We start from the raw sequence: 25,619 nt of genomic DNA, 5'->3' as shown, positions 1-25,619 counted from the left end.
TGCTTCATGATACAGGCCAGTCGGCGGCATCAACGCTGTCGAGAGGCATGGATGCCAGTGACGATGAAGCCGCCCCCTGCCACTTCGCAATGAACTTTCCTTCCGGGTCATACTGCTGCGCTTGTTTATCGAGGTTGAAATGCCGCCCGCCACGCGGGTCAGCGCCAACGCCTGCGATGTACTGCCAGTTGCCCCAGTTGGCGGCGACGTCGTAATCCAGCAGCTGCGACTCAAAGTAGGCCGCGCCAAAGCGCCAGTCGATACCCAGCTCGTAAATCAGGCAACTGGCCGCCAGCTGACGCCCGCGATTAGAAAGATAGCCCGTTGTCGCCAGTTGCTTCATGCAGGCATTGACGATCGGGTACGGCGTCGTGCCCGCACACCACTTCTGGAATCGCTCAGCATAAAAACTGCCCTGCGGCGCTCGACTTGCCTGCACATCCTTCTGCACACCTTCGCGATAGAACAGTTTCGGGCCGTGCAGGTGGGCGTACCAGTGGAAATATTCCCGCCAGAGCAGTTCGAAATAGATCCAGTAGGTCGAATCATTCGCGCCGTGCTGACGCTCATAAGCCTTCAGCCGCTGGAGGATCTGCCGTGGCGAGATGCTGCCCTGCGCAAGCCAGTAGGAGAATTTGGTGGAATTATCCCAGCCTTCCAGCGCATTGCGGGTGTCTTTGTAGACGGATGCCGCCGCGCCGGAAAAATACTGCTGCAGATGGGCCACAGCGGCGGCTTCGCCACCCTTTACCGAGGGAATAACAGAGGGCGTTACGGACGAAAGATCAGCAGCGGCAGTAAAACCCGCATCACGCAGTACCTGATCAAGAGATGCCGGCGCAGGCGGCAGCCAGTCAGGAGATGCCATCGGCCCATCAATTTCAAGCGCTTCCACCTGACGGCGAAAGGCCGAAAAAGTGTCGGGCAACTCATCGAGGGAGAAAGGTAACTGCGATGGCGAGAAGAGCGTAAGCCCCGAACATTCAACGAGCTGTAAATCGACAAAGCGACGCTGCAACTGACTCAGCACGTGCTGCTCATAACCCCCGGGATGGGCATTACGAAAGAGCTGCGTAGCGCCCGTGTGTCGGATCAGCGCCGTCAGGCTGGCGGTTGCAGCGGTCAGAGAATCCGCCGATGTTATCCACAACCGCTGCCCCAGAGCCTGCAGCTTTTCATCCAGCGCCAGCAACCCCTGACGCAGAAATTCACGGCGAAGGGAGGACGGTTCATGACGGGAAAATGGGCTGGGAGAAACAGCGCGCCGGTTATGGGATGGCCAGGGCGAAAGCTCACCGGCGTAGACGATGACCAGCGAATCGACCTGCTGCGCGGCCCGCAACAACACTTCCTGATCTGCCATACGCAGATCATCACCCAACCACAGAATACCCAGGGACATAAGCTCCTCCTTGCCAGACTCTGTACGTGGCAAGGAAGGGTTTGGATTTCAACGAAAGGAAAGCGACATCCTCTCAGGATGAACTTAAGCCCTTGTTTCGCTGGGCATTTATTCCAGCCACACTTATTCCACCCACAATGTGAGCATCTGTTCTGCCGCCTGACGAAGGGCCTCGGCAGAAATACCATCGCGCGCCTGAATCGCGATGCCTTTGATAAAGCAGTCCAGCATCAGCGTGAAACTGTCCGGATCCAGCGTCGTGGGAAATTCGCCTTTCCCAGCTGCGAGCATGAGATGACGGCGAATATCCTCGCGGGTCTTTTCACGCAGTGCCTGAGTACGGTTTTCCACTTCACGGTTTTCCTCAAGGCAGTTCAGCCCTGACAGCACGGCCATGCAACCGGAGGGGGATGTCGATGATGTCTGCACATCAATCAACCGCTCCAGCATCAGGCGTAGCGAGGCTTTGGCATTCAGCTGCGCGGTTTCCAGCACGGACGTCACCTCACCACAGGTTTCGGTATAGCGCTGCAGGCATTCCTCGTACAGCGCCTGCTTGGAGCCAAAAGCCGCATAGAAACTGGCGGCTGAAAGCCCGCCCAATGATTGACGCAAATCCGCCAGCGAAGTGCTTTCAAAGCCTTTGGCCCAAAACAGGTTCATCGCCTTGTCGACGGCCTGATCACGGTCAAATTGTCGGGGCCTGCCGGTTCTCGCCATGATGTCCTCCTGACCAATACAGAATGGTCGTTCCATAAATTATTGACACCAAGACTAAGCCCGATTAACTTATGGATCAAACATTCCATATATTAAATCAGGTGATCTTATGCCTATTGCGCTCTATGCCCTGGCGGCTGCCGCTTTTGCCATCGGCATGGCTGAATTCGTGGTTGTCGGGATTTTGCCCACTATCGCGATCGACATGCAGGTCGATATTCCCACAGCGGGCCAGCTGGTTTCGCTTTATGCGCTGGGCGTTGCTGTCGCCGCGCCTATCCTCACCGTTCTGACAGGGCGAATTGATCGCCGGGTGCTTTCAGTCGGGCTCATGCTGCTGTTTGTCGCCGCCAATCTCACGGCCTACTTTGCTCCAAGCTACGGAATTTTGCTGCTGGGCCGCGTACTGGCCGGCGTCGTGCAGGGCGTCTTTTACTCCATGGCAACGGTGGTGGCCGCCAATCTGGTGCCGAAAGAGAAATCCGGTCAGGCCATCGCCATTGTCTTCGCAGGCTTAACCGTCGCACTGGTATCAGGCGTTCCCTTTGGCACCTTCCTGTCGGATCTTTTCAGCTGGCGCGCGGCGTTTATGTTCATCAGCGTGCTCGGCATTCTCTCTGCCATCGCCCAATGGTTTTTACTGCCCAAAAGCATGGAGCGCCCCAAACCTGCCAGCCTGACACGACAGCTCAGCGTAGTGGCAGTGCCGCGGATTTTTCTGGTGCTGCTGATCACCTGCGTCAGCTATGGCGGCGGTTTTGTGGCCTACACCTATCTTTCTGAAATTCTCAAAACCGTGACCGGTCTTAACCCGACCATGATCAGCCTGACGCTGGTGGCCTATGGTGTCGCCGTGGTGCTGGGCAATATTTACTGCGCCAAAATGGCAGATGCCATCGGCCCCGTTCGAACCATGGTTTTTATGTTCGCGACGCTTGCCGTGGTACTGGCGCTACTCAGCACGCTTGCCAGCTCCCTCTATACCATGCTGCCGCTGATGATGGTCTGGGGTGCCATGGCATTCGGCAGCATTCCGGTATTGCAGCTCTACATCGTTCAGCAGGCACAGATCCATGCGCCTCACGGTGTGGATGCCTCCTCCAGTCTGAATATCGCTTCCTTTAACGGCGGTATTGCCCTCGGTGCCTGGGCCGGCGGTCTGGTCGTCCATCACTATGGATTACTGGCGACGGGTGGCGTTGCCGCCATCATCGTTGCGGTCTCGGTACTGCTGGTGCTGCTGAGCGGCCACCACGACAAGAAACAGACGCTATCCGACAACACACTGGCCATGAGCGAGTCTTGAGAATTCCACGAGGAGAACGAAAGATGTCAGTCAAGAAAATGACGACCAGCGAATTTAACAAAGCGATCCAGCAGGATGGCGTGCAGTTGTTCCGGTTTTGGGCGCCCTGGTGTCCGCCCTGCATGATGATGAAACCCTTTTATCGTGATGCAGAGCAACGTGTCGGAAAAGCCGCCCTGTTTGCCGAAGTCAATATTGATGAACAGCAGGCACTGGCCGCACGCCACGGCATTCGCAGCATTCCAACACTGGTGGTCTATAAAAATGGCAAGGAAGTCCAACGCATGAGTGGTGTTATGAGCAGTAAAGACATCGCCGCGCTGGCAGAAAAACACCGCTAGGCTCTCACTCCACATTGCAAAAACAAGGAAAAGAATCATGCAAGAAGTCGTGCTGTTTTGTTTGATCGTCGGGGTAATTTCCACCCTGGCGCTTGATATCTGGGTCATTCTGGTTGAGAAAGTGCTCGGTATACCACCGACCAACTGGGGTATGGTCGGGCGCTGGCTCACGGGGCTAATGAAAGGTCAGTTCCTACTGGATACCCGTAATGACAGCACGCCTTCCGGCAGCGAAAAAGCGCTGGGCTGGATCTTCCACTACGGCATAGGTATCGCCTACGCAGTACTGCTTCTTTTGATTTATGGCACTGGTTTTATCAGCGCTCCCCATTGGCTGGGCTTTATTGTGGTTGGCGTGGTGCTCAGCACGCTGGCAGGGCTGATGATTCTGATGCCGGCCATGGGCGGCGGTCTGTTTGCCCGGAAAACCCCGAATCCAGGCCAGGTGATTATCTATATCCTGATTGCTCATGGAGCCTTTGCCGTGGGGCAGTATCTCGGCGCCCTGCTGACACTCTCGCTACTGTCTTAAGCCTCTTTTTAGGAGCGACGTTCTTACGCGCTGTGGTCGCATGATGGGCGCCCGAGCTTAAGGCTTTAAGCCTGATTGCGGCCATTGCTCGCCACCGTTCCTTCTGCTTTAGTAAGGCGCAAAACCCGCTTTGCGAAGGCAGTAGGAGCTTTCATGTTTACCCTTCTCAAGGATGATCTTAGTCATCCCCAATCCCGTGATCTGGTGGTGTTTCATCTGGCCGGAATGAATGACAACGTACCGCCCGGTGCCACTTTCTTAGGCCTGTCTGACCTGATGCAGCCGGAAGTCACCGTTTGGAGCGCCTGGGAAAATGGCAATATCGCCAGTATTGGTGCGCTCAAACGCCTGCCGGATGACAGTGGCGAAATCAAATCCATGCGAACTCATCCGGATTTTGCCGGTCGCGGTGCAGGCAAGGTGATTCTGCAAGCGCTCATTGATGCCGCACGCGAAGAAGGTATTCCACGCTTGAGCCTGGAGACCGGAAGTGGCCCGTCCTTTGCCGCCGCGACGGCCCTTTACGTCAAATTTGGCTTCCAAAAAGGCGCCGCTTACTCCACTCACGAGCAGACTGAGTTCAACCATTTCATGCATCTGGAGCTGAACTGAGCTGGTTCCTCCTTCGCGTTTCGACCTGATTTTTCCTCAAAGAAAACCCGCCTGCTCACCGGCCGTAAAGCGGTATTACGGTGACCGAGGCAGACGGAGTCCGGTTATCCCCCATCGGAGTTAACGATGAGCAGCGGTTCTTGCCTTCATGGCATCAGGTCCAACTGCTGCTGCAACTCCGCTCGGGTTGGCCGAAGCTGGGGAATACCTTTGCGGGTACGGCGTTCGCTCAGGTAACTCAAAAGTGGCGCTGCAATAAAGATGGAAGAGCTGGTGCCAATGACGATGCCAAACAGCATGGGCAAGGCAAAGCTTGAAACCGCAGCGCCACCCGCGATACCCATCGGCAACAAGGCCAGAAAGGTCGTGGTTGAGGTAAAAATCGTACGGTTCAGGGTCGAGGAAATACTGACATTCAGCAAGTCCAGAATCGGCCTGTCCGGCGTCGCGCGCAGGTTCTCGCGAATGCGGTCAAACACCACCACCTTGTCGTTAATCGAATAGCCGATCAGCGCCAGTAATGCCGCAACGGCCGTCAGGTTGAACTCCACTCCCGTCAATGCGAAGAAGCCAATGGTTTTCGTCAGATCCAGCGCAATGGTGAGCGTTGCGGCCAGGGCAAAGTGAGACTCAAACCTCACCCACAGATAAAGCAGCATGCCCGCCCCTGCGGCGAGGATGGCCAGAACCGTCAAGTCGCTGAAGTCCCCACTGACTTTAGGCCCGACCATGTCCACACGCGGGAAAGAGGCTTCGGCATCGGCGCTTTGAACAGCGGACTTAATCGCCGACACTTCGGTATTGGCCTCACTGTCGCCTGACGTTCGCATCTGCGATGTGGTGCGCACCAGATAATGTCCGGGGCCACCAAACTCCTGCAGATTGACCTCCGCCAGATGCGCCTTATCAAAAGAAGCGCGTAATTGCTCCAACGAAAGATGAGGCGCAGTCACCTCAATCACCGTGCCACCGGTGAAGTCGACTCCATAGTGCAATCCGGGCGTAAAAAAGAGCACTACCGACAATGTTGAGAGTATGGCGGATGCCGCCAGCCCTATGACCCGACGCCGCAGAAAATCGATAGAGCGGCCACCGATTTTCTCCAGCCAGCTCACACCACTGATGGACAGTGGACGGCGCGGATGACGCTGTACACGCCACTCCATCAGTAGACGAGTCACGGCAATGGCAGTAAACATGGAGGTCAAAAGACCAATGCCGATGGTGACGGCAAAGCCTTTGACCGGCCCGCTGCCAAACATGAACAGCAAGCTGACCGCGATCAGCGTGGTGAGGTTAGAATCCAGAATGGTGCTGTAGGCCTTATCAAAACCTTCACGCAAGGCACTGGTGGCACTTTTGCCCTTCACGCTTTCTTCACGAATTCGCTCATTAATGAGAATGTTGGCATCCACGGCCATCCCAAGGGTGAGAATAACCCCGGCGATCCCCGGTAGCGTTAAAGTCGCACCAAACACACTCAGCAATCCAAACACCAGCGCGATATTAATGCCAAGACCGATACAGGCGATAAGCCCCCAGACACCATAAATCGCCAGCATAAAGAGGACGACCAATGCCGCGCCGATAAGCCCGGTATAGACCCCCATGGAAATGGCATCACTGCCCAGATCCGGCCCGACCGTTCGCTCTTCCACAACATGCAATGGCACCGGCAACGCTCCTGCGCGCAGCAACAAAGCCAGCTCATTGGCCGATTGCGGGGTAAAGCTGCCGCTGATCTCGCCACTGCCACCGCCGATGGCATCCCGAATGACCGGCGCGGTAATCACTTTGCCATCCAGCACAATTGCCAGAGCCCGGCCGATATTCGCGCGGGTGATATCACCAAACTGACGAGCGCCTGTGCCATCAAGCCTGAAGTTCACCACCGGCTCACCGGTATTGGCCTGAAAGCCCTGATGGGCATCCGCAATGTGTTTCCCCTGCATGGCCACCCGTTGTTCCAGGTGCAATACCGATTGCCCATCGGTGCTTTTGACTTCCATGGTCGGCTCATTGGCATCACCGCGGGCGACCCAGTGAAAGGTCATTTTTGCCGTGGTTCCCAAGAGCTTTTTGATTTCCGTCGGATCGGCGACACCGGGCATCTGTACCAGAATGCTGTCGGTCCCCTGTTTGGTAATACTCGGCTCCACCAACCCGGACTCATTCAGGCGGCGTCTGACCACTTCCAGACTGCGCTCAATGGCATCGCTCAGAAGACGTTGCTGCCAACCCTCATCCAACCTGACTTCAAGACCCGTCGCGCTCGTGGTCAGATCATAATGGGACACCCCATCACTGGTTGCGGCCCAACGCTGACGAGCCAGCGTTGCAGCCTGTGGGATCTGCCCGGGATCACGCAGGTCAAGTAACAGTCGCGCGCCCTGATAACGTGGACGCTGGTAATGAATTCGTGCGTCTTTCAGGCTGGAGGTCAGCTCATCCGCTGCGGTATGCAGCTGCTCATTGGTTAATGCTTGTGTATCGGCGGCCAATAACAGATGCGAGCCGCCTTCAAGATCAAGACCTAAAGCCAGCTTCGTATGGGTATACCAACCGGGTAATGACTGGCTCAGGGAGAGAGGTAATAGATTCGGTAATGCGCTCAGGAGCCCAAGCACAATTACCAGGCCGTAAACCACGGCTCTGGTGCGTAAGGATTTCATCAGATAATTGCTCTGTCGCGTAAACAACATGTGCCGTAATAACGGCAGCTTCAGGAGACGAAGGTGTCAGGCGACAGGAGGAGCACGCAAAGGCGGGATAACAAAGACATAGCCGGAAGACAGTCTGGCAGCAGGCTGCAGACTCAGGCTGATGTCATAGCTATAGGCGGTGAAAGCTGCGCTCAGCAGGCAGTCAACAACGCTGGCAATGAAGGGCCACTCCGCAGGCGGTGAGCTTGCCAGTGGCTCTTTGCGTTTGGGGAGCTTCAGCTGATCGCTAAGATTACTCAGCGTTAGCTGGGTCAGCTGTCCGATAAAGCCTTTGGCAGGCTGGGTAACAACCGCTTTTTGCTGCAATACAAAGGCAAGCACAGCCACCACCAGCGCCATCAATAGCGCCTGCATCATCACCGAACGGCGATGAGAGTGGGTGATTTGTATGTTTTGGCTGGGTTGCATAGCAGGCTCTCAGAACAAGACCGCGATTCTGCGAGGCTCATCGTTCTTAGTCAACCAGAGGCGATAGAACAGCATTGTAGAACTCATGCTGCAGCACGCAGATAGCCAGTTAGAACGCTTGTGTATTGATGACTTATGCTCAAAAGATCGTTCCTGATGACAACTTTTCGATCCATCAATCGACAATGAGAACAGCCTGAAAGCCCCATATCTCATGGGTTATTACCCCTGGATGTTTTTTCGAAAGCGCTGACAATCCACCACAACGAGTTAACGCACCTTGGCTTATCGGAAAAGGTCGATATATATATTGGCAATCCCCGATATAACTGCGGGGTGAGATGCAGAGAACCTGTTTATGAGCGATTGCGAAGCGATTGATTGCCTGTTGAAAGCCCTGGCTCATCCAGTGCGCCGCCAGATTTTGCGCGCACTGGCTGAACCAGAGCACTATTTTGCCGAGCAACAACACCCGTTCGATGTGGGTGTATGTGCCGGCATGATCGACCAGCTGACCGGCCTGAGCCAGTCCAGTAACTCCGGACATTTGGCCGCCCTGCAAAAAGCCGGGCTGATTTCCGGGCGCAAGGTGGGTCAGTGGATTTTCTATCAGCGCAATGAAGATGCGATTGCCGCTCTGTTACAAGCTCTCAAAAAGCAACTTTACCCAACACTCCAGGAGTCTGGTGTATGACCACGCTTTCTTCTTCTCTTACCGCAGGCGCGCTGAACTTTAAAAACCGCGTCGTCATGGCCCCACTCACTCGCTGCCGCGCGGATGAAAACCGCGTTCCTACGGATCTGATGGTGGAATACTACCGCCAGCGTGCTTCTGCCGGGATGATCCTGACCGAAGCCACCTCCGTCACTGCTATGGGCGTTGGTTACCCCAACACCCCCGGAATCTGGTCAGATGAGCAAGTGGCTGGCTGGAAAAAAATCACTGATGCCGTTCATGCCGAGGGCGGTTTAATCGTTCTGCAGCTGTGGCATGTGGGCCGAATTTCTGACCCGGTGTATCTGAATGACGAGCTGCCAGTGGCACCCAGCGCGGTCGCGGCGGCAGGCCATGTCAGCCTGATTCGCCCGGAGAAAGCTTATGTCACCCCTCGCGCACTGGAAACGGATGAAATTCCAGGCGTCATTGAGGCGTTCCGTAAAGGCGCCGAGAATGCCAAAAAGGCAGGCTTTGATGGCGTGGAAATTCACGGTGCCAATGGCTATCTGCTGGAGCAGTTCCTCGCGACCGGTGTGAACCTGCGCACCGATCAATACGGCGGCAGCGTTGAAAACCGTGCTCGCCTGATGCTGGAAATCACCGATGCGGTTGTCGGCGTCTGGGGAGCTGAGCGAGTCGGTATGCATTTGTCCCCGCGCTCCGATGCCCATGACAATAAGACCGATGATCGTGAGAACACCTACCTCTACGTCGCTCGCGAGCTGGGCAAGCGCAAGCTGGCCTTTATCTGCGCCCGTGAAGGCGAAGGTGATGACAGCCTGGGCCCGCGCCTGAAGGACGCTTTTGGTGGCGTGTACATTGCCAATGAAAGCTTTACCGGTGAGAGCGCTGCCGCCCTTATCGAACGTGGCGCCGCCGATGCCGTGGCCTTCGGCAAAGACTTTATTGCCAACCCCGATTTGCCTCATCGTCTGGCTCAGGGAGCAGTGCTGAATGAACAGGATCCCAGCACCTTTTATGCTTCCGGCAAGGAAGGCTATACCACCTACCCTGCGCTTAAGAGTTCAGCAGCCTGAGCTTCAATCAAAGCTTAATGAAAATTATTATCATTAGCATTGACAGCGCAGAACAGGTTTCCTAGTATGCGTTTCAGGGATGGCAATTACTGACCGGTTCAACGCTGTAATTATCCGGTCGCCCACATTGTTCTCTCTCATCAAAGCTAATCACGGTTCTTGGCCCCGCTTCGTCGGGGCCTCTTTTTTTGGAAACCTTCAGTAACCTTTCTTTTTCCACGTAATTTGAACTTTATCCCCCCGCTTTGGTCTGAATTCCTGAAGACCTGAATTGCTGGCAGTTTCATTCCCCTGGCTGCCAGCAAGCAGGCCTCGGCAAGAGGTTTGCAGAAGCTTTCCACTGCCAGTATGTTGTTGCACTAGAAAGTTTGCATAAAGATGAATGCTTCGTCGTTGCTCCCTCATCCGGCCGAAATCACGCGATGCTCAATACCCTAAAAATAAAAGTATTCCTGGTGCTCCTTGCGACTATCGCCACCGTGGTGATGGCAGCCTTTGTCGTCTTTCAATGGAGCTTCCAGCGCGGTTTTATTGACTATCTTCACTCGCAGGAACAGACCCGCATCCAGCAGGTACAGCAGGAAGCCTGCGAGATGTATGACCGCTACGGCGGTTGGCCCGGCATCGTTAACAATGAATCCCACTGGCGGCGCATTCGCTATGCCGGCAACGTCGATGCTGACATCATCGTTAAGACCCTGGATGAATATGAGCAGCGCACCCACATGCCGCTACCGGACTGGAGCAAGGTGCCGCTGTCTGACGGCGATGCTCCTTTCGAGGCGCGACTGGCGCTGTATGACACCGAGAAAAACTGGCTAATTGGCAATAACGACACCAGCCGCCCCTCTGATTTTTATCCCGTCACCTGTGACAAGCAAAACGTCGGCTTTATTGGCGTGGTAATGAAGCCTGAAATGCTTCACATGCGTGATCAGGCCTTTACCGAGGAGCAGAGCCAGAGCTTTATTATTCTGGCATTAGTCACCGTCTTCGTCGCTGCACTGGTGGCCTGGCCGGTGGCCCAGCGCCTCTCGCGCCCCCTCAAAGCCCTGAGTAATGCCAGTCACAAGTTGGCCAACGGCGAATATACAATCCGTCTGGATAATCAGTCCCGTGATGAACTCGGGCGCCTCGCCCGCGATTTCAATCGCATGGCGCAGACCCTGCAAAGTAACGAGGAGTCACGCCGACGCTGGATGGCAGGTATTGCCCACGAACTCAGAACGCCACTGGCCATTCTGCAGGGGGAGATTGAGGCAATTCAGGACGGCATCCGCCCGCTGAACCATCAAAGCGTCGCATCGCTGCACCACGAGACCCAGCAGCTCAAGCGTCTGGTGGATGATCTGTATGAACTGGCCCTGAGTGACCGCGGCGTGTTCAGCTACCGGATGGAAGATATTGACCTGATCGACTGTATCGAGCAGTCCGTTGAATCCAGCCGTCTGTCTTTTGCTGAAAAAGCGCTGGAGCTAAATCTTGATTTAGGCACGCTGACCGAAATTCCGCTGAAAGCCGACTACCGCCGCCTCAGCCAGCTTTTTACCAACCTGTTAAGTAACTCGATTCGCTACACCGACAGCCCCGGCCAGTGCAGGATCGAAGCCAGCCTCGATGATGACTGGGCGACGATTGATGTCATGGACTCAAGCCCTGCCATGCCTGCAGAAGATCTGCCTCGCATGTTTGAACGTTTCTTCCGGGGGGATGAATCCCGCAACCGCGCCTCAGGTGGCGCAGGCCTCGGACTGAGTATTTGCAAGAATATTGTGGAAGCCCATAACGGAACCATCGACTCCCGAATTTCGCCTTTGGGAGGCATCTGGATCCGTATCCGACTTCCTCTGGATTCCTAACTTATCTGGAGTACACGCCATGACCCATAAAATTCTGGTGGTCGAAGACGAACCAAAACTGGCTCAGCTGCTGACGGATTACCTGACCAGCTCAGGCTATGAGTGCCACCATATTGATAATGGTGATGAAGTAGAAGGTTGGGTAAAAGCACATCAACCGGACGTCATCCTGCTGGACATCATGCTGCCCGGCAAAGATGGCCTGAGCCTTTGCCGCGACATTCGCGTTTTCAGCAGCATCCCGATCATTATGGTCACCGCCCGTGTTGAAGAGATTGACCGTCTGATCGGTCTTGAGATGGGTGCTGATGATTACATCTGCAAACCCTTTAGCCCACGTGAAGTGGTGGCACGCGTTAAAGCCATTCTGCGCCGCCAGTCTCTGATGGCCGAGCCTAACGCCGCGGAAGCTCAGGAAGCCATTCTGGCACTGGACCCGCACAGCATGCGTGCAACCCATCAGGGCCGCCATGTTGAACTGACTCAGGTTGAGTTCCAGTTGCTGTCCGTGCTTTACCAGAGCCCAGGCCGCATCTTTACCCGTGAACAAATCATGCAGCGCATCTATGGCGACCACCGCATCGTCAGCGACCGCACCATTGATAGCCATATCAAGAAGCTGCGCCGCAAGATCGAACAGCTGATCCCCAACACTTTACTGATTCAGTCAGTTTACGGTGCTGGCTACCGCTTCGATCTGCCCGCGTAATCCCCCTGCGCCCGCACAGGCGCAGAGCCTAACGAAAAGAGCCTGAGACTCCGCTGGAGCTCAGGCTCTTGTGTTATTCGGGGTTAACCTTCTTCACTGTCATTGGTCGTGGTTTCGACATCCGGGTCAGGCTGCAAGTCGCCCTGTAACTTCGCCAGATGGCGCTCCAGAGACTCCAGTTGCTGCTCCAGTTTGTCTTGTGCCAGAGAATCATCTCGATCAATGGCCCACTCCAGACGTTTCTCGACTTGAGCAATTTGCTCTTCGAGACGTAAAACCTCCCAACGCATGGCTGTCTCCACTCCCAACCGATAAGCGATAAAAGATTCACTGATGCTGTTTTTGTCTTAACGACGAAAGCTGGCAATCGGTGCCTTCTATGTATTTCTTTCGGCGCATCAGATCAAGCAATTTTTCGATGCCTGGGAGAGGAAAAATACTTCTACCTCTGTTGTTCAGACATCCACTAAAGCATAGACCTCAAAGGCGGGCTCTTCATAGGGGTGTGACGTGCGTATGGCGCCAATTACTCCTTGCAAAAGTGCCTCTTCACAGACTACTTCCACCTTCCACTCATCGACCCGCTCAAGCTGGCCGGCTTCACCAATAAAAGGATTCGCCGCTGCCATCGGCATAAACTGCCCCGTTCCCCGGGTTTCAAATGCACAGTGCTGATAATCGCCAATACGACCGGCACCGGCTGCAAACATCGCCATTTTGACGGACTCTTTATGAGCGTCAGGAATAAAGACTACAAGCTTGTACATAGGCCCCTCGCCGGCTCAACAATCTGGGGTTATTTGGGCGTCAGATGATTCATCTGCAGCAGGAACATGAGGATGATCATCGCCAGAATCACCAGCATTAGACGCATCATCCGGCATTGTTTGCAGGGCGGCTTGCGCTTGCGCGCTTTGCTCGAAGAGTCAGACATCGTTGGAGGGCTCCAGTAACCGGGCAAGATTGCGGGCATGTGCAAGAATATGCTGCAGCCGACCGGATGCAATGCCCTGCGCTTTCAGGTGCGCAAGGGTACTTTCGAGATAATCAAGGCTGTGTCCGCTTTGGCCGCGCGCACTGGCGACCGTTTTGATGGCAACATCCTCATCCAGGACCCGGGCAAACTGATAATGTCTGGTATCCACCACAAAGGTCAGCGCGCGGATACGCTCTGCACCAGCGGCCACCTCGACATAGCGGGGTAAATAGATATCCGTCACTAACTCACGATCTGCCAGATACTCAAGTACCTGAGCCTGCTCATTCGCACGAGTTCTTAACAAACGACCATGGCAGCTGCCACCTGGCTGCAACCCGAATACCAACCCGGGATGCTCAGGCGTTCCTCGATGGACATGTGACCAGACACACAAGGATCGATGATAACCAAAAAGCCGGGCCTCACGGCTTTCTTCCACCGTAAAACCCGGCTTCCACATCAATGAGCCGTAAGCAAACACCCATAAAGGACGATCATTCTCGGGAAAAGGGATTCTCACCGTCATCACTCCAACAACCTGAACAGGTATTTACCAGCTCAGGTAGTGAATTCACTCCGGTTCAAGAATACCCCGATCAGCAACCAGATGCAGGCCCGTATCTTACTGAGCACGGCCTAAGGATTGCGCTGCCACTTCATCCGGACATAAGGCTTTGTCGGTGAAACCTTTTGGCGTTTTGTAGTAGGCCACATTCACACCATCAATTTTCCAGCCATCGGCCTCCTGCAAATACGCCAGGCTCAGGCTGACGGGCTCTCCCTGCTCATTCGTGCCATTAATCAGCATACAGGCACGGTCATTACCCATTGCCTTGGAGGCATGGTAAAGCGGATCCGCCATGAAGGTAGCAAAGGTGTACTGGCGCTGCATTTCAGGATGTGCAGCAACGACGGCATTAATTCGGGTAGAGAAAAAGGGTGGGAGGTTTTTGTTATCCGCGACAGCCGCAGCGTAGCTCTGATAGTCCTGAAACAGCATATCATCAGAGACATCCGAGGTCTGTTTAGACCCTGAAGCCATACAACCGGCCAATAAAACTGAAGTGGCGACAGCACAGGTAAGTGCCTGCAGCGTGCCTTTTGCCGATCTCAGCCGGTCAAGGCGATTCGCCAGCGGCTGAGTAACAGACAGTGTCTGTTGATTCGAGCATTGAGTGTTCACTTCCATGGGAACCTCCGTTGATCGAGTGTCATTTATTGATGTGCCTGACGACATTTTTTATCAATACGCCCAAGAGGAGAACAAACCGCCAGGTAGCTTAAAAGGCCCGCAGACACTGGCCTGCAGGCGCATTTCAAAATGCTACCTGGGAAAATTCAGATGTTTCCGACAAGGTTTAGGCGCCGGGAGCCACATCCCGCTTGCTGAACACCTTACGAATCTGACGCCAGCGGTTCATCAAGAGAGCAAAGAGTATCAGTCCACAGCCAAGCCATTGATTGGCACTCAGCATCTCGCCATACCAGATCATCGCCATCACCGTGGTCCAGACCGGCTCCATCATCATAATCAGTGCTGCCCGGGCCGCAGGCACCTGCCCCTGAGCATAGACTTGCAGAAGAAATCGCAAACTGGTGGCAATAAAGACGCTGGCCAGAAACCAGCCCCACATGCCCGCTGTTGTGGTTTCCGGCCAAGGTTCAAGCATTGCCGAGACACCGATATTGATTGCCCCCACAACCGCCAGCTGGATCGCCACCAGCTGCATGATCGGTAGTGACGCCGCATAGCGGGTATTCAGGTTAAACAAAACAGCAAAGAGAACGGCTGAGCAGAGAAACCAGATGTGGGCAATTTCAATGGAGAAACCTTTATCCCACGCCAGGAACACCACTCCGACCAGAGCCACCGCCAGAGCCAGCCAGATACTGAAGGGGGAAGACTCGCGGAACATGACCCAGGCCGCGGCGGGTACTAACAGCGTCCCCAGACAGGCCAGGAAAGCGCCGACACCAAGTTGCGTCGCATGGCTGACGCCGAGCACCCAGAACAGCATGGCAAAACCCATGATGGCACCGGTCAGCAATGCTTTACGGATATCCCCCCAGCCTGTGAAGCGGTAATAACGTAAACCAAAGGGAATCAGCACCAGACTCGCCAGCGCAAAGCGACAGCCAATGAAGAGCATCGGCGGCCAGCTCTGCACCGCTTCACGCGAGAAAATCCAACCCAGCCCCGCCAGGAAGGTGACACCGAGCAGTATGCCATCGGCACGACTGGCGCTGGACGCGCTCATGGGAAGAACTCCGAAAGAGAGGGTAAATCGATGCTAGCGGGGGATTAACGCATCCCCCGCGCAGCTTTAACGCGCTCGTAAGCGGCCTGAATTTCCTGGGTTTTCTCTTTGGCCAGCTGGATCATTTCATCTGGCAGGCCTTTAGACACCAGTTTATCCGGATGATGCTGGCTCATTAGGCGACGATAGGCCTTTTTCACCTCTTGATCACTGGTGGAAGCATCCACCCCCAGCACACCATAAGCTTCCTGCAGGCCCGATGCCTTACTGGCGCTACCCCAGCTACTCTGGCTGCGCGAGTGTTCCTGAGAGGAGGAGCCGCTGCCCTGCTGATGCCACTGGTAAAAAGCCTGTTCAGCCTGCATGCGGCGAATCAGCGCCTGAAACTCTTCCACACTGATACGCAGTTCACGGCACACCTGATCCAGCACTTCGACTTCCGCCTGAGTAATCTGGCCATCAACCATCGCAGCCTGCAGCTGAATTTCCAGGAAGATCTGCCGCAATGCAAAACTGCGACTCATGGCAAACGCCAAAGGTTGCAATGCTTCAGAAAGAGAAAAGTCGGGGTCTTTACCACGATTAAAATGATTGATCGCTTCACGGCGCTGGTCTTCATTCAGGCGCATGCGATCCATTACCACCCGGGCAAAAGCGATCTCGCTCTCACTGACCCGCCCATCGGCCTTGGCCAGACGGCCCATAACGGTAAACGTGGCAACAAAGAAGGAACGTTGCACTTCCAGCTGACTTGAACCGCCGAGAGCACTGCGCACCCGACGGTCCAGCCAGAAACCAATCAGAGCACCAATAATGACGCCCTTCAGCCCCCATGGAAGACAAATAATGGCTCCAGCGATAATTCCAGTACGATGTCGACGAAGAGAATCAAGCAAACCGTTACTCACCACTCGCCGCCCTTAATCTGGCATCCAGTTCCGCCAGACGTTCCGGGGTACCGACATCGACCCAGTCACTCGTATGCAGCTCGCCGCTGATACGGTTTTCCAACATGGCCAGACGTAGCAGAGGCGCCAGCGGGAAACGCGAGGACTCGCCAAAACAGTAGGTAAAGAGTACCGGATGCAGCACGCTGACACCGGCAAAGGTGCAAGGCTCACCCAGTTCTTTATCGGCATAGACACGGCCTTCAAACAGCGCAAAGTCCCCTTCCTGACGGTGATCAGGGTTTGGCACCAGCACCAGATGCGCCATGTCGTCGTCTTTCAGCGCCTGAGACAGGCGACCATAGTCCACGTCACACCAGACATCACCGTTAATCAGCAGAAAAGGCTCTTCGCCAAGCAAAGGCAATGCTTTGTAGATGCCACCGCCCGTTTCCAGTGGTTCGGACTCAGGCGAGTACTTGATAGACACGCCCCATTCAGCACCAGTGCCTAAGGCCGCTTCCAGCTGTTCGCCCAGCCAGGAGTGGTTGATCACGATCTCAGTGATACCGGCCATCGCAAGACGTTCGATGTGATGGACAATTAAAGGTTTGCCCGCCACGGGCAATAGCGGCTTGGGGAGGGTCTCCGTCAAGGGGCGCATGCGCTCGCCCTTGCCGGCTGCCAAAATCATCGCTTTCATGTCGCTAAATCCTTCTTGGCCTGCTCGCTGATCAATTTATACTGTCGCAGAGCAGGCATTACCTGATCAAGTAACACATTGAGTAGAGGCGTAAATTCCTGATATTTACCGCATTCTTGCAGTACATAATTCAGGGTGCGCGGGATATCGTTAAGGTAATTGGACTTGCCATCGCGCAAGTGCAGTCTTGCGAAAATCCCGATAGCTTTTACATGCCGCTGCATACCCGTGTAGTCAAACCAGCGCTGCCATTGTGACGGCGCAATGTCGCCGGTTGTCGTCGTGCAGAGCATTTGCCGTGCTTCTTCACTTAACTGCTGAACCAACGCTTGCGGCCAGCAGACATAACAATCCCGCAATAATGACACCACATCATAAGTGACGGGGCCTTTCACTGCGCCCTGAAAGTCGATGATAGCCAGCGCATTTTCATTCACCAGCATCAAATTGCGCGAGTGAAAATCCCGGTGAACAAGCACTTGCGGCTGCTCAAGCGCAGCGGTGACAAGATGTTTCCAGGCATCATCCAATTGCGCTCGCAGCTCAACCGTCATGGGAATGCCGAGCAGGCCCTGCAAAAACCATTCGGTGAAAATCTCAAGCTCACGCCAAAGCATGGCTTCATCGTACGCGGGCAAAGTACCGAGCGCCGTTTCTGCGGGCAAAGCCTGGAGTGCGGGCAACAGGTTCAGCGCCTGCCGGTAATAATCCGGCGCGGTTGCCGCCGAGAGTTTATCGGCCAGTGCGGTGTTGCCAAGATCCTCAACCAGCATGAAACCTGCATCAGCATTCAACGCAAGCACTTCAGGCAATGGCAGGCCGGCAGTGCGCCAGGTCTCAGACAAGGCGGCGAAAAGAGGATTATCTTCAGTGGCAGGTGGCGCATCCACCGCGATAAGCGGCGTTTTACCGCTATTATAAAGACGGTAATACTTACGAAAACTCGCATCACCTGAGACCAACTCCCATTTCCAGCCTGTGGGCCAGCCAGCAGTATTTTGTTCAGGTTGATCTGCATTAAGAACCTGCACAATCCATTGTTTCAGCTGGTCTTGTCGCTCCAAGCGCGGCACTCCTCTGGTCTGCTTGTAAGGGATGCTTTATCATGCCTGCTTTTGGAAAGACCGTCCCGAACGCCGAGCGCGGGGTTCTTTTCGGGTGAGCAGACGACCCGTTGATTTTCGAGCGAGCATGTTAACAGCGGCCGCCATCGAGTTGATAGACAGGATGATCAAAAGGGCATGACAGCCACACATCGTTTCCCCAAGTCTCCTCTGGTGATTGCCGTTGGCGCGGTCATCGTTCTTATGCAGCACAGTCAGGCCCATGCCGAAGGTTGGGATTGTCATCAGGATGCCAATGGCAACTACTCCTGCAGTGCTGCCAGCGAGAGTTCTTCTGCGGCGGCCGAGACTACCGACGCCATACCCAGCAATAATTCGACTTCCTCAACGGCAAAAGCGTACGGTTTTTCTGAGCGAGCTAATGCCTGGCTTAATGGCCGCTCGGTAGAAGAAGAGCGTCAGGCTTCAACCTCTGAGTTGGAAAATACCGCGCAGAACATACCGACTGACAACTCTGGCGAGCCCGCCAGCACACAAGCTCAACCCGTCAGCAACAATTACTCTGCCACGTCATCCGCCCCTGCAACACAGGCAACAGCAGCCAGTGCACCTCAAGCCGCACCCGAGAAAGCCATGGGCGATGCTCAGGGCTGGCCCAAGGAAGCGCTGCCTCAGGGCGTGAATGCACAGACCACCGATTACTCTTACCTCGACTGGTATAAAAATCCCAATGGCACGATGGACCCTCAGACCCATTGTGATGGTTTTTATCAGGAGCCGGCCTTCACAGCGCCGGATCTGGATCAGCCGCAGAATCAGCAACAGACTTACGTAATCGCCAGCAAGTCCTCGACCAAACTGGGTGAGCAGACCAACCTTGATGGTCCGGTTTATGTCCGCCGTGGCAGCCAGCGGATTAGCGCTGACCAGGCCAGCTACAACCAGGAGGAAGGTACTGTCCATCTGCAGGGCAACCTCCGCTACCGTCAGTCCGGGGTGCTTGCCGTAGGTAAAAGTGCCGATGTCGATCTCAACACCTCGAATGCCACGATCCGTGATGCCGAATTTGTTGAGCACAGCAACCATATCCGCGGCTCTGCCTCCAGCGTTCATTACCAGAATGGCAATGAGACCGAACTAAAAACGGCCGCCTTTACACGCTGTGAACCCGGTAATAACAGCTGGACCGTGAACGGCTCAACTATCCTTCTGAACAAGGCAACCGGTGTTGGTCAGGCATACAACGCCACCTTGCGCGTTGCCAATGTCCCGGTGTTTTACCTGCCCTGGTTTAGCTTCCCCATTGATGATCGCCGCAAGAGTGGTTTCCTCTACCCCTCTTTCACTGTCGGCAGCACCGATGGCCTGACACTGGCCACGCCTTACTATCTGAACCTCGCACCGAACTACGATGCGACCATTACCCCGCACTACATTGAAAAGCGCGGCGTGATGGGCGAGGCGGAATTCCGCTATCTGAATGACTGGTCGAACAACACCATTGGCGGCAGCTATCTGCCGGATGACAAGATCACCGATACCGACCGCTGGCGCGTTAATCTGCACCACAACGGCAACCCGACAGATCGTGTGACGACCTTCATCAATTATTCTCGCGTCAGTGATGATGACTACACCGACGACTTTGATGACGATGTCTCTGTCGTGAACAGCCATTATCTCGACGAAGAAGGCAGTGCAAGCTACCGCGGTGATACCTGGACCGCCAGAGCCCGCCTGAAAAGCTATCAGACCCTCGATAAAGATATCGCGGATCAGTACGAAGAGCTGCCGGGCGTTACGCTGAATGGCTGGATTCCCAACAATGTCGGCAATCTTTCACTGACATACAAAGCGTCGGCCACTGCCTATGATCGCAATCTGGATAACCTGACGGGTATTGATCGCGCGACCGGCGAGCGCGTCGTCCTTGAGCCAGGTGCGACTTATAACGTTGCCAGAAGCTGGGGCTTTCTGCGTGGCAATGCACACCTGAACCAGCGTTTCTACTCGCTGCAGGATATGCCGAACGGGATGGACACTTCGCCTTCCTTCACGATTCCCACCGTGTCTCTGGACACAGGACTGGTGATGGAGCGCGATTATCAATTTGATGATGAAAGCTTTACTCAGACTCTTGAGCCACGTGTTTTCTATACCTACACGCCCTATGAAGATCAGAGCGAGCTGCCCAACTTTGACAGTGGCGAGCTGACCTTTAACTACTCCCAGCTATGGCGTGACAGTCGCTTCACGGGCTCTGACCGTGTCGGCGACACTAACAAACTGTCACTGGGCCTGGCTTCCAGCCTGTACGAAGATGATGGCAGCCGTCGTGCCACTCTGGGGGTCGGTCAAAGCTATTACTTTGATGATCGTCGCGTTCGTCTCGACAGCTCAGAACCTGAGCTAACCACCACGGAATCTCCCGTGGCAGGCCACGGCGAGTTCAACATTAACCGCCGCCTGACCTTACTGGGCGATGCGGTCTGGAGTACCGAGTACGACGTCTTCAGTGACTCCGGCGTCACCATGCGCTACCAGAGCGATGTGAATCACATCATGAACGTGCGTCTTCGCAAGATTTATGAAGATGATCCTGAAGGTAACTCCTTCAACAAAGATGACTACCAGTATCAGACTGACTTCTCGGTGATCTGGCCCATCAGCTCCCAGTTTTCCTTCCTGGGTCGCTGGAACCGGGATATTGAAGCAGGCCGCACTCTTGAAACCATGGCAGGTATTGAATATGAAAACTGCTGCTGGCGTATCCGTACCCTGCAGCGGAACTGGTATGACGGCGACGCCGACAACGGCGAACGTCACAAAAGTGGAGTTTTCCTCCAGTTCATTCTTAAGGGGTTAAGTGGTTTCAACTCCTCTTTTGGTGACAGTGGTAGCAGCACCTCGTCCATTCTTGACGACATCACAGGATTCAAAGAACGTGAAGACACACTTGATTAATGCATTAGCACGTCCGTTGAAGAAAATTGCACTGGTTAGCGCACTCGCCGGCATCATGCTGGGTACGACTCTGAGCGGCGTGGCCCAGGCCGATACCGCCATTGATGGCGTCGCCGCTATCGTTAACGACGATGTGGTGTTGAAAAGTGAACTTGATCAGCGCGTGCAGCTGGTAAAACAGCGCTTCCAGAACCGCCAGCTTCCACCAGAAGACCAACTGCGTCATCAGGTACTGGAGCAACTGGCCCTTGAGCGCCTGCAGCTTTCTCTGGCGAAAAATCAGGGCATTCGCGTTAGTGATGATGAGCTCTATCAGACTCTGCAGCGCACAGCCCAGCGTAACAACATGGATCTGATCCAGTTCAAAAAAGCGCTGGAAGCCGAAGGCACCTCCTTTGATGCCTTCCGCGATGAAATCCGTAACACCATGATCATCCAACGCCTGCAGCAACAGGTGGTCAACAGTCGTATTCAGATTTCTGAAGCGGACATCAAGCAGCTGATGAAGAACCCGAATTCCGCCTTTGGCTCACTTCGCTTTCACCTGCACCACATCCTGATTCCACTGCCTGAAAACCCCACTGCTGATCAGATTGATGCTGCCAAGAAAAAGGCCGATGAAGTCTATAAGGAAGCCAAAGCCGGAACTGACTTTGACCAGCTGGCGCTGACTTACTCTGGCAGCCAGACGGCGCTGGAAGGTGGCGACATGGGCTGGAAATCAACCGCTGAGCTGCCTTCGATCTTCAGTGGTGTCGTTCCCACCATGGGGGTCGGTGATGTTTCAGAGCCGATTCGTAGCGCCAGCGGTTTTCATATCGTGAAGCTGGTAGAGCGTCAGGGCGCGCCCAACACCGTCGTTCAGCAGACGCATGTGCGCCATATTCTGCTGAAGCCTACCGCTATTCGTAATGAAGCCCAGACCGAAGCACTGGCCAAGCAACTACGCCAGCGTCTGGCGAACGGTGAAGACTTTGCCAAGCTGGCCAAGGAATACACTGACGATATCGGCTCTAAAGTGGGCGGCGGCGACCTTAACTGGGTAAACCCTGGCCAAACCGTTCCCGCCTTTGAAAATGCCATGAACTCCCTGTCTCCGGGTGAAATCAGCCAACCTGTTCAGTCGCAGTTTGGCTGGCACATCATCCAGGTATTGGAGCGCCGCAAAACTGACATGAGCAAGAACATGCTGGCCAACGAAGCCCGTAATATTCTGCGTCAGCAGCGCTATCAGGAAGAGCTGCAAAACTGGCTGCGTGAAGTTAAATCCGAGGCGTACATTGACTACAAATACTGAGTCAGTTGCGCGGTTGAGCAAGCCGCTGGCGATCACTGCCGGTGAACCTGCCGGCATTGGTCCGGATATCATTCTTGAACTGGCAAAAACGTCCAGAAGCCAGCCGTGGGTGGTCATTGCTGATCTCGCGATGCTTCAGGAGCGAGCACGAGAGCTCTCCATCACGATGGATCTCATGGACTGGCAGCCCGGTGACGAAGCGACGCTTGCAGGGGGCGAACTCAGTGTCTGGCATGTTCCTGTGGCACAATCAGTGACGACAGGGCAGCTGAATGCAGCCAATGGTGCTTACGTTCTTGAGACGCTGGATCTGGCCTGCCATGGCTGCCTTAATGGCACCTTTAGCGCCATGGTGACGGCGCCTGTGCATAAAGGCGTCATCAATGATGCGGGTATCGCCTTTACTGGCCACACAGAATACCTTCAGGCTCTTTGTCAGGTGCCACAAGTCGTTATGATGCTGGCCACAGAAGGCCTTCGTGTCGCACTGGCAACCACGCATCTGCCGTTGAAAGAGGTAGCGGATGCCCTGACACAGGCACGCCTGACTCAGATCATCACGATTCTTGCCAAGGATCTAAAACGCTGGTTTGGCCTTTCCCATCCGCGAGTTCTGGTCTGCGGTCTGAACCCGCATGCTGGGGAAGGCGGCCACATGGGTCGCGAAGAAATTGAGGTCATAGAGCCGGTGCTCACACAGCTGCGCACTGAAAACCTGACCCTCAATGGCCCACTCCCAGCCGATACCCTTTTTACGCCAAAGTATCTGCAAAATGCTGATGCCGTTCTGGCCATGTATCACGATCAGGGTTTACCCGTGTTGAAATATCAGGGTTTTGGTCGCGCTGTGAACATTACCCTGGGCTTACCGATTATTCGCACCTCAGTTGATCATGGTACTGCGCTGGATTTGGCCGGTACCGGAACTGCTGATAGCGGCAGCCTGGCTACCGCCCTTGCCTATGCTGCCCAGATGGCAGCCAATAAAGAGTCACTATGAGTCGTAACAAACCCGGATTTCACAAGGCACGCAAGCGCTTTGGCCAGAACTTTCTTCATGATCAGGGCACCATTGGCCGCATTATTCGCGCCATCAACCCGACTCTGGGCCAGCATATCGTCGAGATCGGCCCTGGTATGGGCGCTCTGACAGAAGAACTGATCAGCGTTACACAGGCGATGGATGTGGTGGAACTGGATCGTGACCTAATCCCTATTCTGCGCACCAACCTGTTTCGCTTTGAGCAGGGCCTGCGTATCCATGAAGCGGACGCCCTGAAGTTTGACTTCGCCAGCCTGAAGCCGGAAGAAGGCAAGCTGCGCGTGGTCGGCAATTTGCCCTATAACATTTCAACACCGCTGATTTTCCACCTGCTGTCGTATCACGGCCTGTTTGCAGACATGCATTTCATGCTGCAAAAGGAAGTGGTCGACCGTATGGCAGCAGGCCCTGGCGACAACAATTATGGTCGTCTGAGCATCATGACCCAGTACTTTTGTGCCGTTCAGCCACTCTTTATCGTGGGCCCTGAAAGCTTTAACCCACCGCCCAAGGTGGACTCGGCCATTGTCCGCCTTGTCCCCCATGATACGCTCCCCCATCCGGCACAATCTCTCGATGCACTGGATCGCACCGTAAGAACAGCTTTCAGCCAGCGTCGCAAAACCCTTCGCAATACCCTGAAACCGCTCCTGCATCCCGAGCAGATCAGCAGTCTGGGTATTGATCCGGGCCTTCGTCCTGAGAACCTGTCTCTCAAGGACTATGTCGCCCTGAGCGATCTGTATTTTCAGCTCGGTAACGCCAACCAGGATGACGCAGATGACCTCCATTCCTGAGATTCGCATAGAAATTGAGACCCAGTACCTGCGCGATCAGTCGGTGCCAGAAGAAAACCGCTTTGTTTTCAGCTATACCATCACCATTCATAACGAAGGCCACATTCCTGCGCAGCTGTTGCGTCGGCACTGGATCATTACTGATGGCAATCAGAAAGTGCAGGAAGTAAAAGGCAAGGGTGTTATTGGTGAACAACCACTGATTGATGCCGGTAGCAGCTATCAGTACACCAGTGGTTGTATTCTGGCGACCGAAGTTGGCAGCATGCGCGGTCAGTACGAAATGCGTACCAGCAATGGCGATGAATTCTCTGCGCCGATCCCGCCCTTTACGCTCGCTCGCCCCATGGCCCTGCACTAAGTCCCTGGCATTGTCAGCAATGCTGGCCTGAATACACCCGTTATCCAATCAGGAGTCTCATGGCGCGTTACGTAATTGGCGATATTCAGGGCTGCTATGATGAGTTTCGAACACTGCTGGACGTAATTCATTTCAGCGACAGCGATCAGCTCTGGATCGCTGGTGATCTGGTCAACCGTGGACCCGACTCCCTCAATACCCTGCGCTTTGTCAAATCACTCGGTGATCAGGCTATCAGCGTTCTTGGTAATCATGATCTGCACCTGCTGGCCATTGCTCACGGTCACGGCACCTTCAAACGTGGCGATACCCTTGAGGCTATTTTTGCGGCTGAAGACCGGGATGAGCTGCTGCACTGGCTGCAGCATCGTCCATTACTGCACCGCGATGGTCGCCAGGTATTGGTGCATGCGGGCTTGCCTCCGATCTGGTCCGCAGCGGATGCCGAGATGTATGCCCGCGAGGTAGAAGAAGTATTGCGTGGAGACGATGCACCCACCTACTTTGCCCATATGTACGGCAACCAGCCCGACCGCTGGCAGGATGATCTCGAAGGCGCAGAACGCTGGCGTGTCATTACCAACTATCTGACACGTATGCGCTTTGTGACTCCCAACGGCCGACTGGAATTCAAAAGCAAAAGCAGCATGGATGAGCCGCCGGAAGGCTTCTTGCCGTGGTTTCTCTACAAGAATCCTGAATGGTCAGGCAGCTATATTTACTTTGGCCACTGGGCCGCCCTTCTTGGCCAGACCGGCATGCATGATGTATTCGCACTCGATACCGGCTGCGTTTGGGGTAACACCCTGACAGCCCTGCGACTGGACGACCAGCGCCTCTTCAGCGTCCCCAGTCTGCAACCCCTTTCCGTCGAAGCATGAAGATAATTGACGAGGTTTT

The 25,619-nt window shown here is 54.8% G+C and carries 27 protein-coding genes; 14 read left to right on the top strand and 13 right to left on the bottom strand.

The window, feature by feature from the left end:
• Positions 1 to 4: 4 nt before the first annotated feature.
• Together ACKC9G_RS03550 and ACKC9G_RS03545 are read right to left on the bottom strand one after the other, a co-directional pair.
• A complete protein-coding gene (locus ACKC9G_RS03550) occupies positions 5 to 1,402 on the bottom strand; it encodes a DASH family cryptochrome (RefSeq protein ID WP_411403558.1) in 1,398 nt (465 codons plus the stop codon).
• Between the two features lie 123 nt (positions 1,403 to 1,525).
• On the bottom strand, positions 1,526 to 2,158 hold the full coding sequence (locus ACKC9G_RS03545; RefSeq protein WP_411403557.1) for a TetR/AcrR family transcriptional regulator: 633 nt from the start codon (positions 2,156 to 2,158) through the stop codon (positions 1,526 to 1,528).
• 73 nt (positions 2,159 to 2,231) lie between these two features.
• Here ACKC9G_RS03545 and ACKC9G_RS03540 point away from each other — a divergent pair, with 73 nt between their 5' ends.
• From ACKC9G_RS03540 to ACKC9G_RS03525, 4 genes are all read left to right on the top strand, one after another.
• Positions 2,232 to 3,428, top strand: a complete 1,197-nt coding sequence (locus ACKC9G_RS03540; protein ID WP_411403556.1) for an MFS transporter — start codon at positions 2,232 to 2,234, stop codon at positions 3,426 to 3,428.
• Positions 3,429 to 3,451: 23 nt separating this feature from the next.
• Positions 3,452 to 3,769 (top strand): thioredoxin family protein, encoded by a 318-nt coding sequence (locus ACKC9G_RS03535; RefSeq protein ID WP_411403555.1) that lies wholly within the window; start codon positions 3,452 to 3,454, stop codon positions 3,767 to 3,769.
• A gap of 37 nt (positions 3,770 to 3,806) precedes the next feature.
• Positions 3,807 to 4,301, top strand: coding sequence for a DUF2938 family protein (locus tag ACKC9G_RS03530; protein WP_411403554.1), 495 nt, complete (start codon positions 3,807 to 3,809; stop codon positions 4,299 to 4,301).
• 153 nt (positions 4,302 to 4,454) lie between these two features.
• Positions 4,455 to 4,913: a GNAT family N-acetyltransferase gene (locus ACKC9G_RS03525; RefSeq protein WP_411403553.1), complete on the top strand. Its 459-nt coding sequence runs from the start codon at positions 4,455 to 4,457 to the stop codon at positions 4,911 to 4,913.
• A gap of 146 nt (positions 4,914 to 5,059) precedes the next feature.
• Here the strand turns inward: ACKC9G_RS03525 and secD are convergent, their stop codons facing one another.
• Positions 5,060 to 7,585, bottom strand: a complete 2,526-nt coding sequence (gene secD, locus ACKC9G_RS03520; RefSeq protein WP_411403552.1) for a protein translocase subunit SecD — start codon at positions 7,583 to 7,585, stop codon at positions 5,060 to 5,062.
• Between the two features lie 66 nt (positions 7,586 to 7,651).
• Positions 7,652 to 8,044 carry a hypothetical protein gene (locus ACKC9G_RS03515; protein ID WP_411403551.1) on the bottom strand — a complete coding sequence of 131 codons (393 nt, stop codon included), beginning with the start codon at positions 8,042 to 8,044 and terminating at the stop codon, positions 7,652 to 7,654.
• A gap of 358 nt (positions 8,045 to 8,402) precedes the next feature.
• Between ACKC9G_RS03515 and ACKC9G_RS03510 the strand changes: the two genes are divergently transcribed.
• From ACKC9G_RS03510 to ACKC9G_RS03495, 4 genes are all read left to right on the top strand, one after another.
• The gene (locus ACKC9G_RS03510; RefSeq protein ID WP_411403550.1) at positions 8,403 to 8,738 is read left to right on the top strand and encodes an ArsR/SmtB family transcription factor; all 336 of its coding nucleotides are present in this window, start codon (positions 8,403 to 8,405) and stop codon (positions 8,736 to 8,738) included.
• Positions 8,735 to 9,799, top strand: a complete 1,065-nt coding sequence (locus ACKC9G_RS03505; RefSeq protein ID WP_411403549.1) for an alkene reductase — start codon at positions 8,735 to 8,737, stop codon at positions 9,797 to 9,799. Before ACKC9G_RS03510 ends, ACKC9G_RS03505 begins: the two co-directional genes overlap by 4 nt.
• A gap of 455 nt (positions 9,800 to 10,254) precedes the next feature.
• Positions 10,255 to 11,658, top strand: a complete 1,404-nt coding sequence (locus ACKC9G_RS03500) for an ATP-binding protein (protein ID WP_411403548.1) — start codon at positions 10,255 to 10,257, stop codon at positions 11,656 to 11,658.
• 19 nt (positions 11,659 to 11,677) lie between these two features.
• Positions 11,678 to 12,367, top strand: a complete 690-nt coding sequence (locus ACKC9G_RS03495) for a response regulator (RefSeq protein ID WP_411403547.1) — start codon at positions 11,678 to 11,680, stop codon at positions 12,365 to 12,367.
• A gap of 83 nt (positions 12,368 to 12,450) precedes the next feature.
• Here the strand turns inward: ACKC9G_RS03495 and ACKC9G_RS03490 are convergent, their stop codons facing one another.
• The 9 genes from ACKC9G_RS03490 to ACKC9G_RS03450 form a co-directional block, all read right to left on the bottom strand.
• Entirely contained in the window at positions 12,451 to 12,657 is a 207-nt protein-coding gene (locus ACKC9G_RS03490; protein ID WP_411403546.1) for a hypothetical protein, read from the bottom strand.
• Between the two features lie 165 nt (positions 12,658 to 12,822).
• Entirely contained in the window at positions 12,823 to 13,134 is a 312-nt protein-coding gene (locus tag ACKC9G_RS03485) for an NGG1p interacting factor NIF3 (RefSeq protein WP_411403545.1), read from the bottom strand.
• Positions 13,135 to 13,163: 29 nt separating this feature from the next.
• Positions 13,164 to 13,301, bottom strand: a complete 138-nt coding sequence (locus ACKC9G_RS03480; protein ID WP_411403544.1) for a hypothetical protein — start codon at positions 13,299 to 13,301, stop codon at positions 13,164 to 13,166.
• The gene (locus ACKC9G_RS03475; RefSeq protein WP_411403543.1) at positions 13,294 to 13,872 is read right to left on the bottom strand and encodes a gamma-glutamylcyclotransferase; all 579 of its coding nucleotides are present in this window, start codon (positions 13,870 to 13,872) and stop codon (positions 13,294 to 13,296) included. The genes ACKC9G_RS03480 and ACKC9G_RS03475 overlap by 8 nt, the downstream gene beginning before the upstream one ends.
• 96 nt (positions 13,873 to 13,968) lie before the next feature.
• Positions 13,969 to 14,535 carry a hypothetical protein gene (locus ACKC9G_RS03470; protein ID WP_411403542.1) on the bottom strand — a complete coding sequence of 189 codons (567 nt, stop codon included), beginning with the start codon at positions 14,533 to 14,535 and terminating at the stop codon, positions 13,969 to 13,971.
• A 169-nt stretch (positions 14,536 to 14,704) separates the two neighbouring features.
• Positions 14,705 to 15,604, bottom strand: a complete 900-nt coding sequence (locus tag ACKC9G_RS03465) for a DMT family transporter (RefSeq protein ID WP_411403541.1) — start codon at positions 15,602 to 15,604, stop codon at positions 14,705 to 14,707.
• Positions 15,605 to 15,648: 44 nt separating this feature from the next.
• Positions 15,649 to 16,512, bottom strand: coding sequence for a co-chaperone DjlA (djlA, locus tag ACKC9G_RS03460; protein ID WP_411403540.1), 864 nt, complete (start codon positions 16,510 to 16,512; stop codon positions 15,649 to 15,651).
• Entirely contained in the window at positions 16,505 to 17,194 is a 690-nt protein-coding gene (gene murU / locus ACKC9G_RS03455) for an N-acetylmuramate alpha-1-phosphate uridylyltransferase MurU (protein WP_411403539.1), read from the bottom strand. The genes djlA and murU overlap by 8 nt, the downstream gene beginning before the upstream one ends.
• Positions 17,191 to 18,258, bottom strand: a complete 1,068-nt coding sequence (locus ACKC9G_RS03450) for an aminoglycoside phosphotransferase family protein (RefSeq protein ID WP_411403538.1) — start codon at positions 18,256 to 18,258, stop codon at positions 17,191 to 17,193. Before ACKC9G_RS03450 ends, murU begins: the two co-directional genes overlap by 4 nt.
• 177 nt (positions 18,259 to 18,435) lie before the next feature.
• On the opposite strand from ACKC9G_RS03450, the gene ACKC9G_RS03445 reads away from it, so the two are divergent.
• Genes ACKC9G_RS03445 through ACKC9G_RS03420 form a run of 6 tightly spaced genes read left to right on the top strand, consistent with a single transcriptional unit; the run spans position 18,436 to position 25,600 of the window.
• Complete coding sequence (locus tag ACKC9G_RS03445) at positions 18,436 to 21,222, top strand: LPS-assembly protein LptD (RefSeq protein ID WP_411403537.1); 2,787 nt, start codon at positions 18,436 to 18,438, stop codon at positions 21,220 to 21,222.
• Positions 21,203 to 22,519, top strand: coding sequence for a peptidylprolyl isomerase (locus tag ACKC9G_RS03440; protein WP_411403536.1), 1,317 nt, complete (start codon positions 21,203 to 21,205; stop codon positions 22,517 to 22,519). Before ACKC9G_RS03445 ends, ACKC9G_RS03440 begins: the two co-directional genes overlap by 20 nt.
• Positions 22,503 to 23,519, top strand: a complete 1,017-nt coding sequence (pdxA, locus tag ACKC9G_RS03435; protein ID WP_411403535.1) for a 4-hydroxythreonine-4-phosphate dehydrogenase PdxA — start codon at positions 22,503 to 22,505, stop codon at positions 23,517 to 23,519. The genes ACKC9G_RS03440 and pdxA overlap by 17 nt, the downstream gene beginning before the upstream one ends.
• Complete coding sequence (gene rsmA / locus ACKC9G_RS03430; RefSeq protein WP_411403534.1) at positions 23,516 to 24,358, top strand: 16S rRNA (adenine(1518)-N(6)/adenine(1519)-N(6))-dimethyltransferase RsmA; 843 nt, start codon at positions 23,516 to 23,518, stop codon at positions 24,356 to 24,358. Before pdxA ends, rsmA begins: the two co-directional genes overlap by 4 nt.
• On the top strand, positions 24,342 to 24,719 hold the full coding sequence (gene apaG, locus ACKC9G_RS03425; protein WP_411403533.1) for a Co2+/Mg2+ efflux protein ApaG: 378 nt from the start codon (positions 24,342 to 24,344) through the stop codon (positions 24,717 to 24,719). The genes rsmA and apaG overlap by 17 nt, the downstream gene beginning before the upstream one ends.
• 59 nt (positions 24,720 to 24,778) lie before the next feature.
• Entirely contained in the window at positions 24,779 to 25,600 is an 822-nt protein-coding gene (locus ACKC9G_RS03420) for a symmetrical bis(5'-nucleosyl)-tetraphosphatase (protein WP_411403532.1), read from the top strand.
• The last annotated feature ends 19 nt before the right edge of the window (positions 25,601 to 25,619 follow it).

The sequence above is a fragment of the Pokkaliibacter sp. CJK22405 genome, from assembly GCF_046614695.1.
GTDB lineage: Bacteria > Pseudomonadota > Gammaproteobacteria > Pseudomonadales > Balneatricaceae > Pokkaliibacter.
The sequence above is the reverse complement of the archived record's forward strand: the minus strand, read 5'-3'. Positions and strand labels throughout refer to the sequence as shown.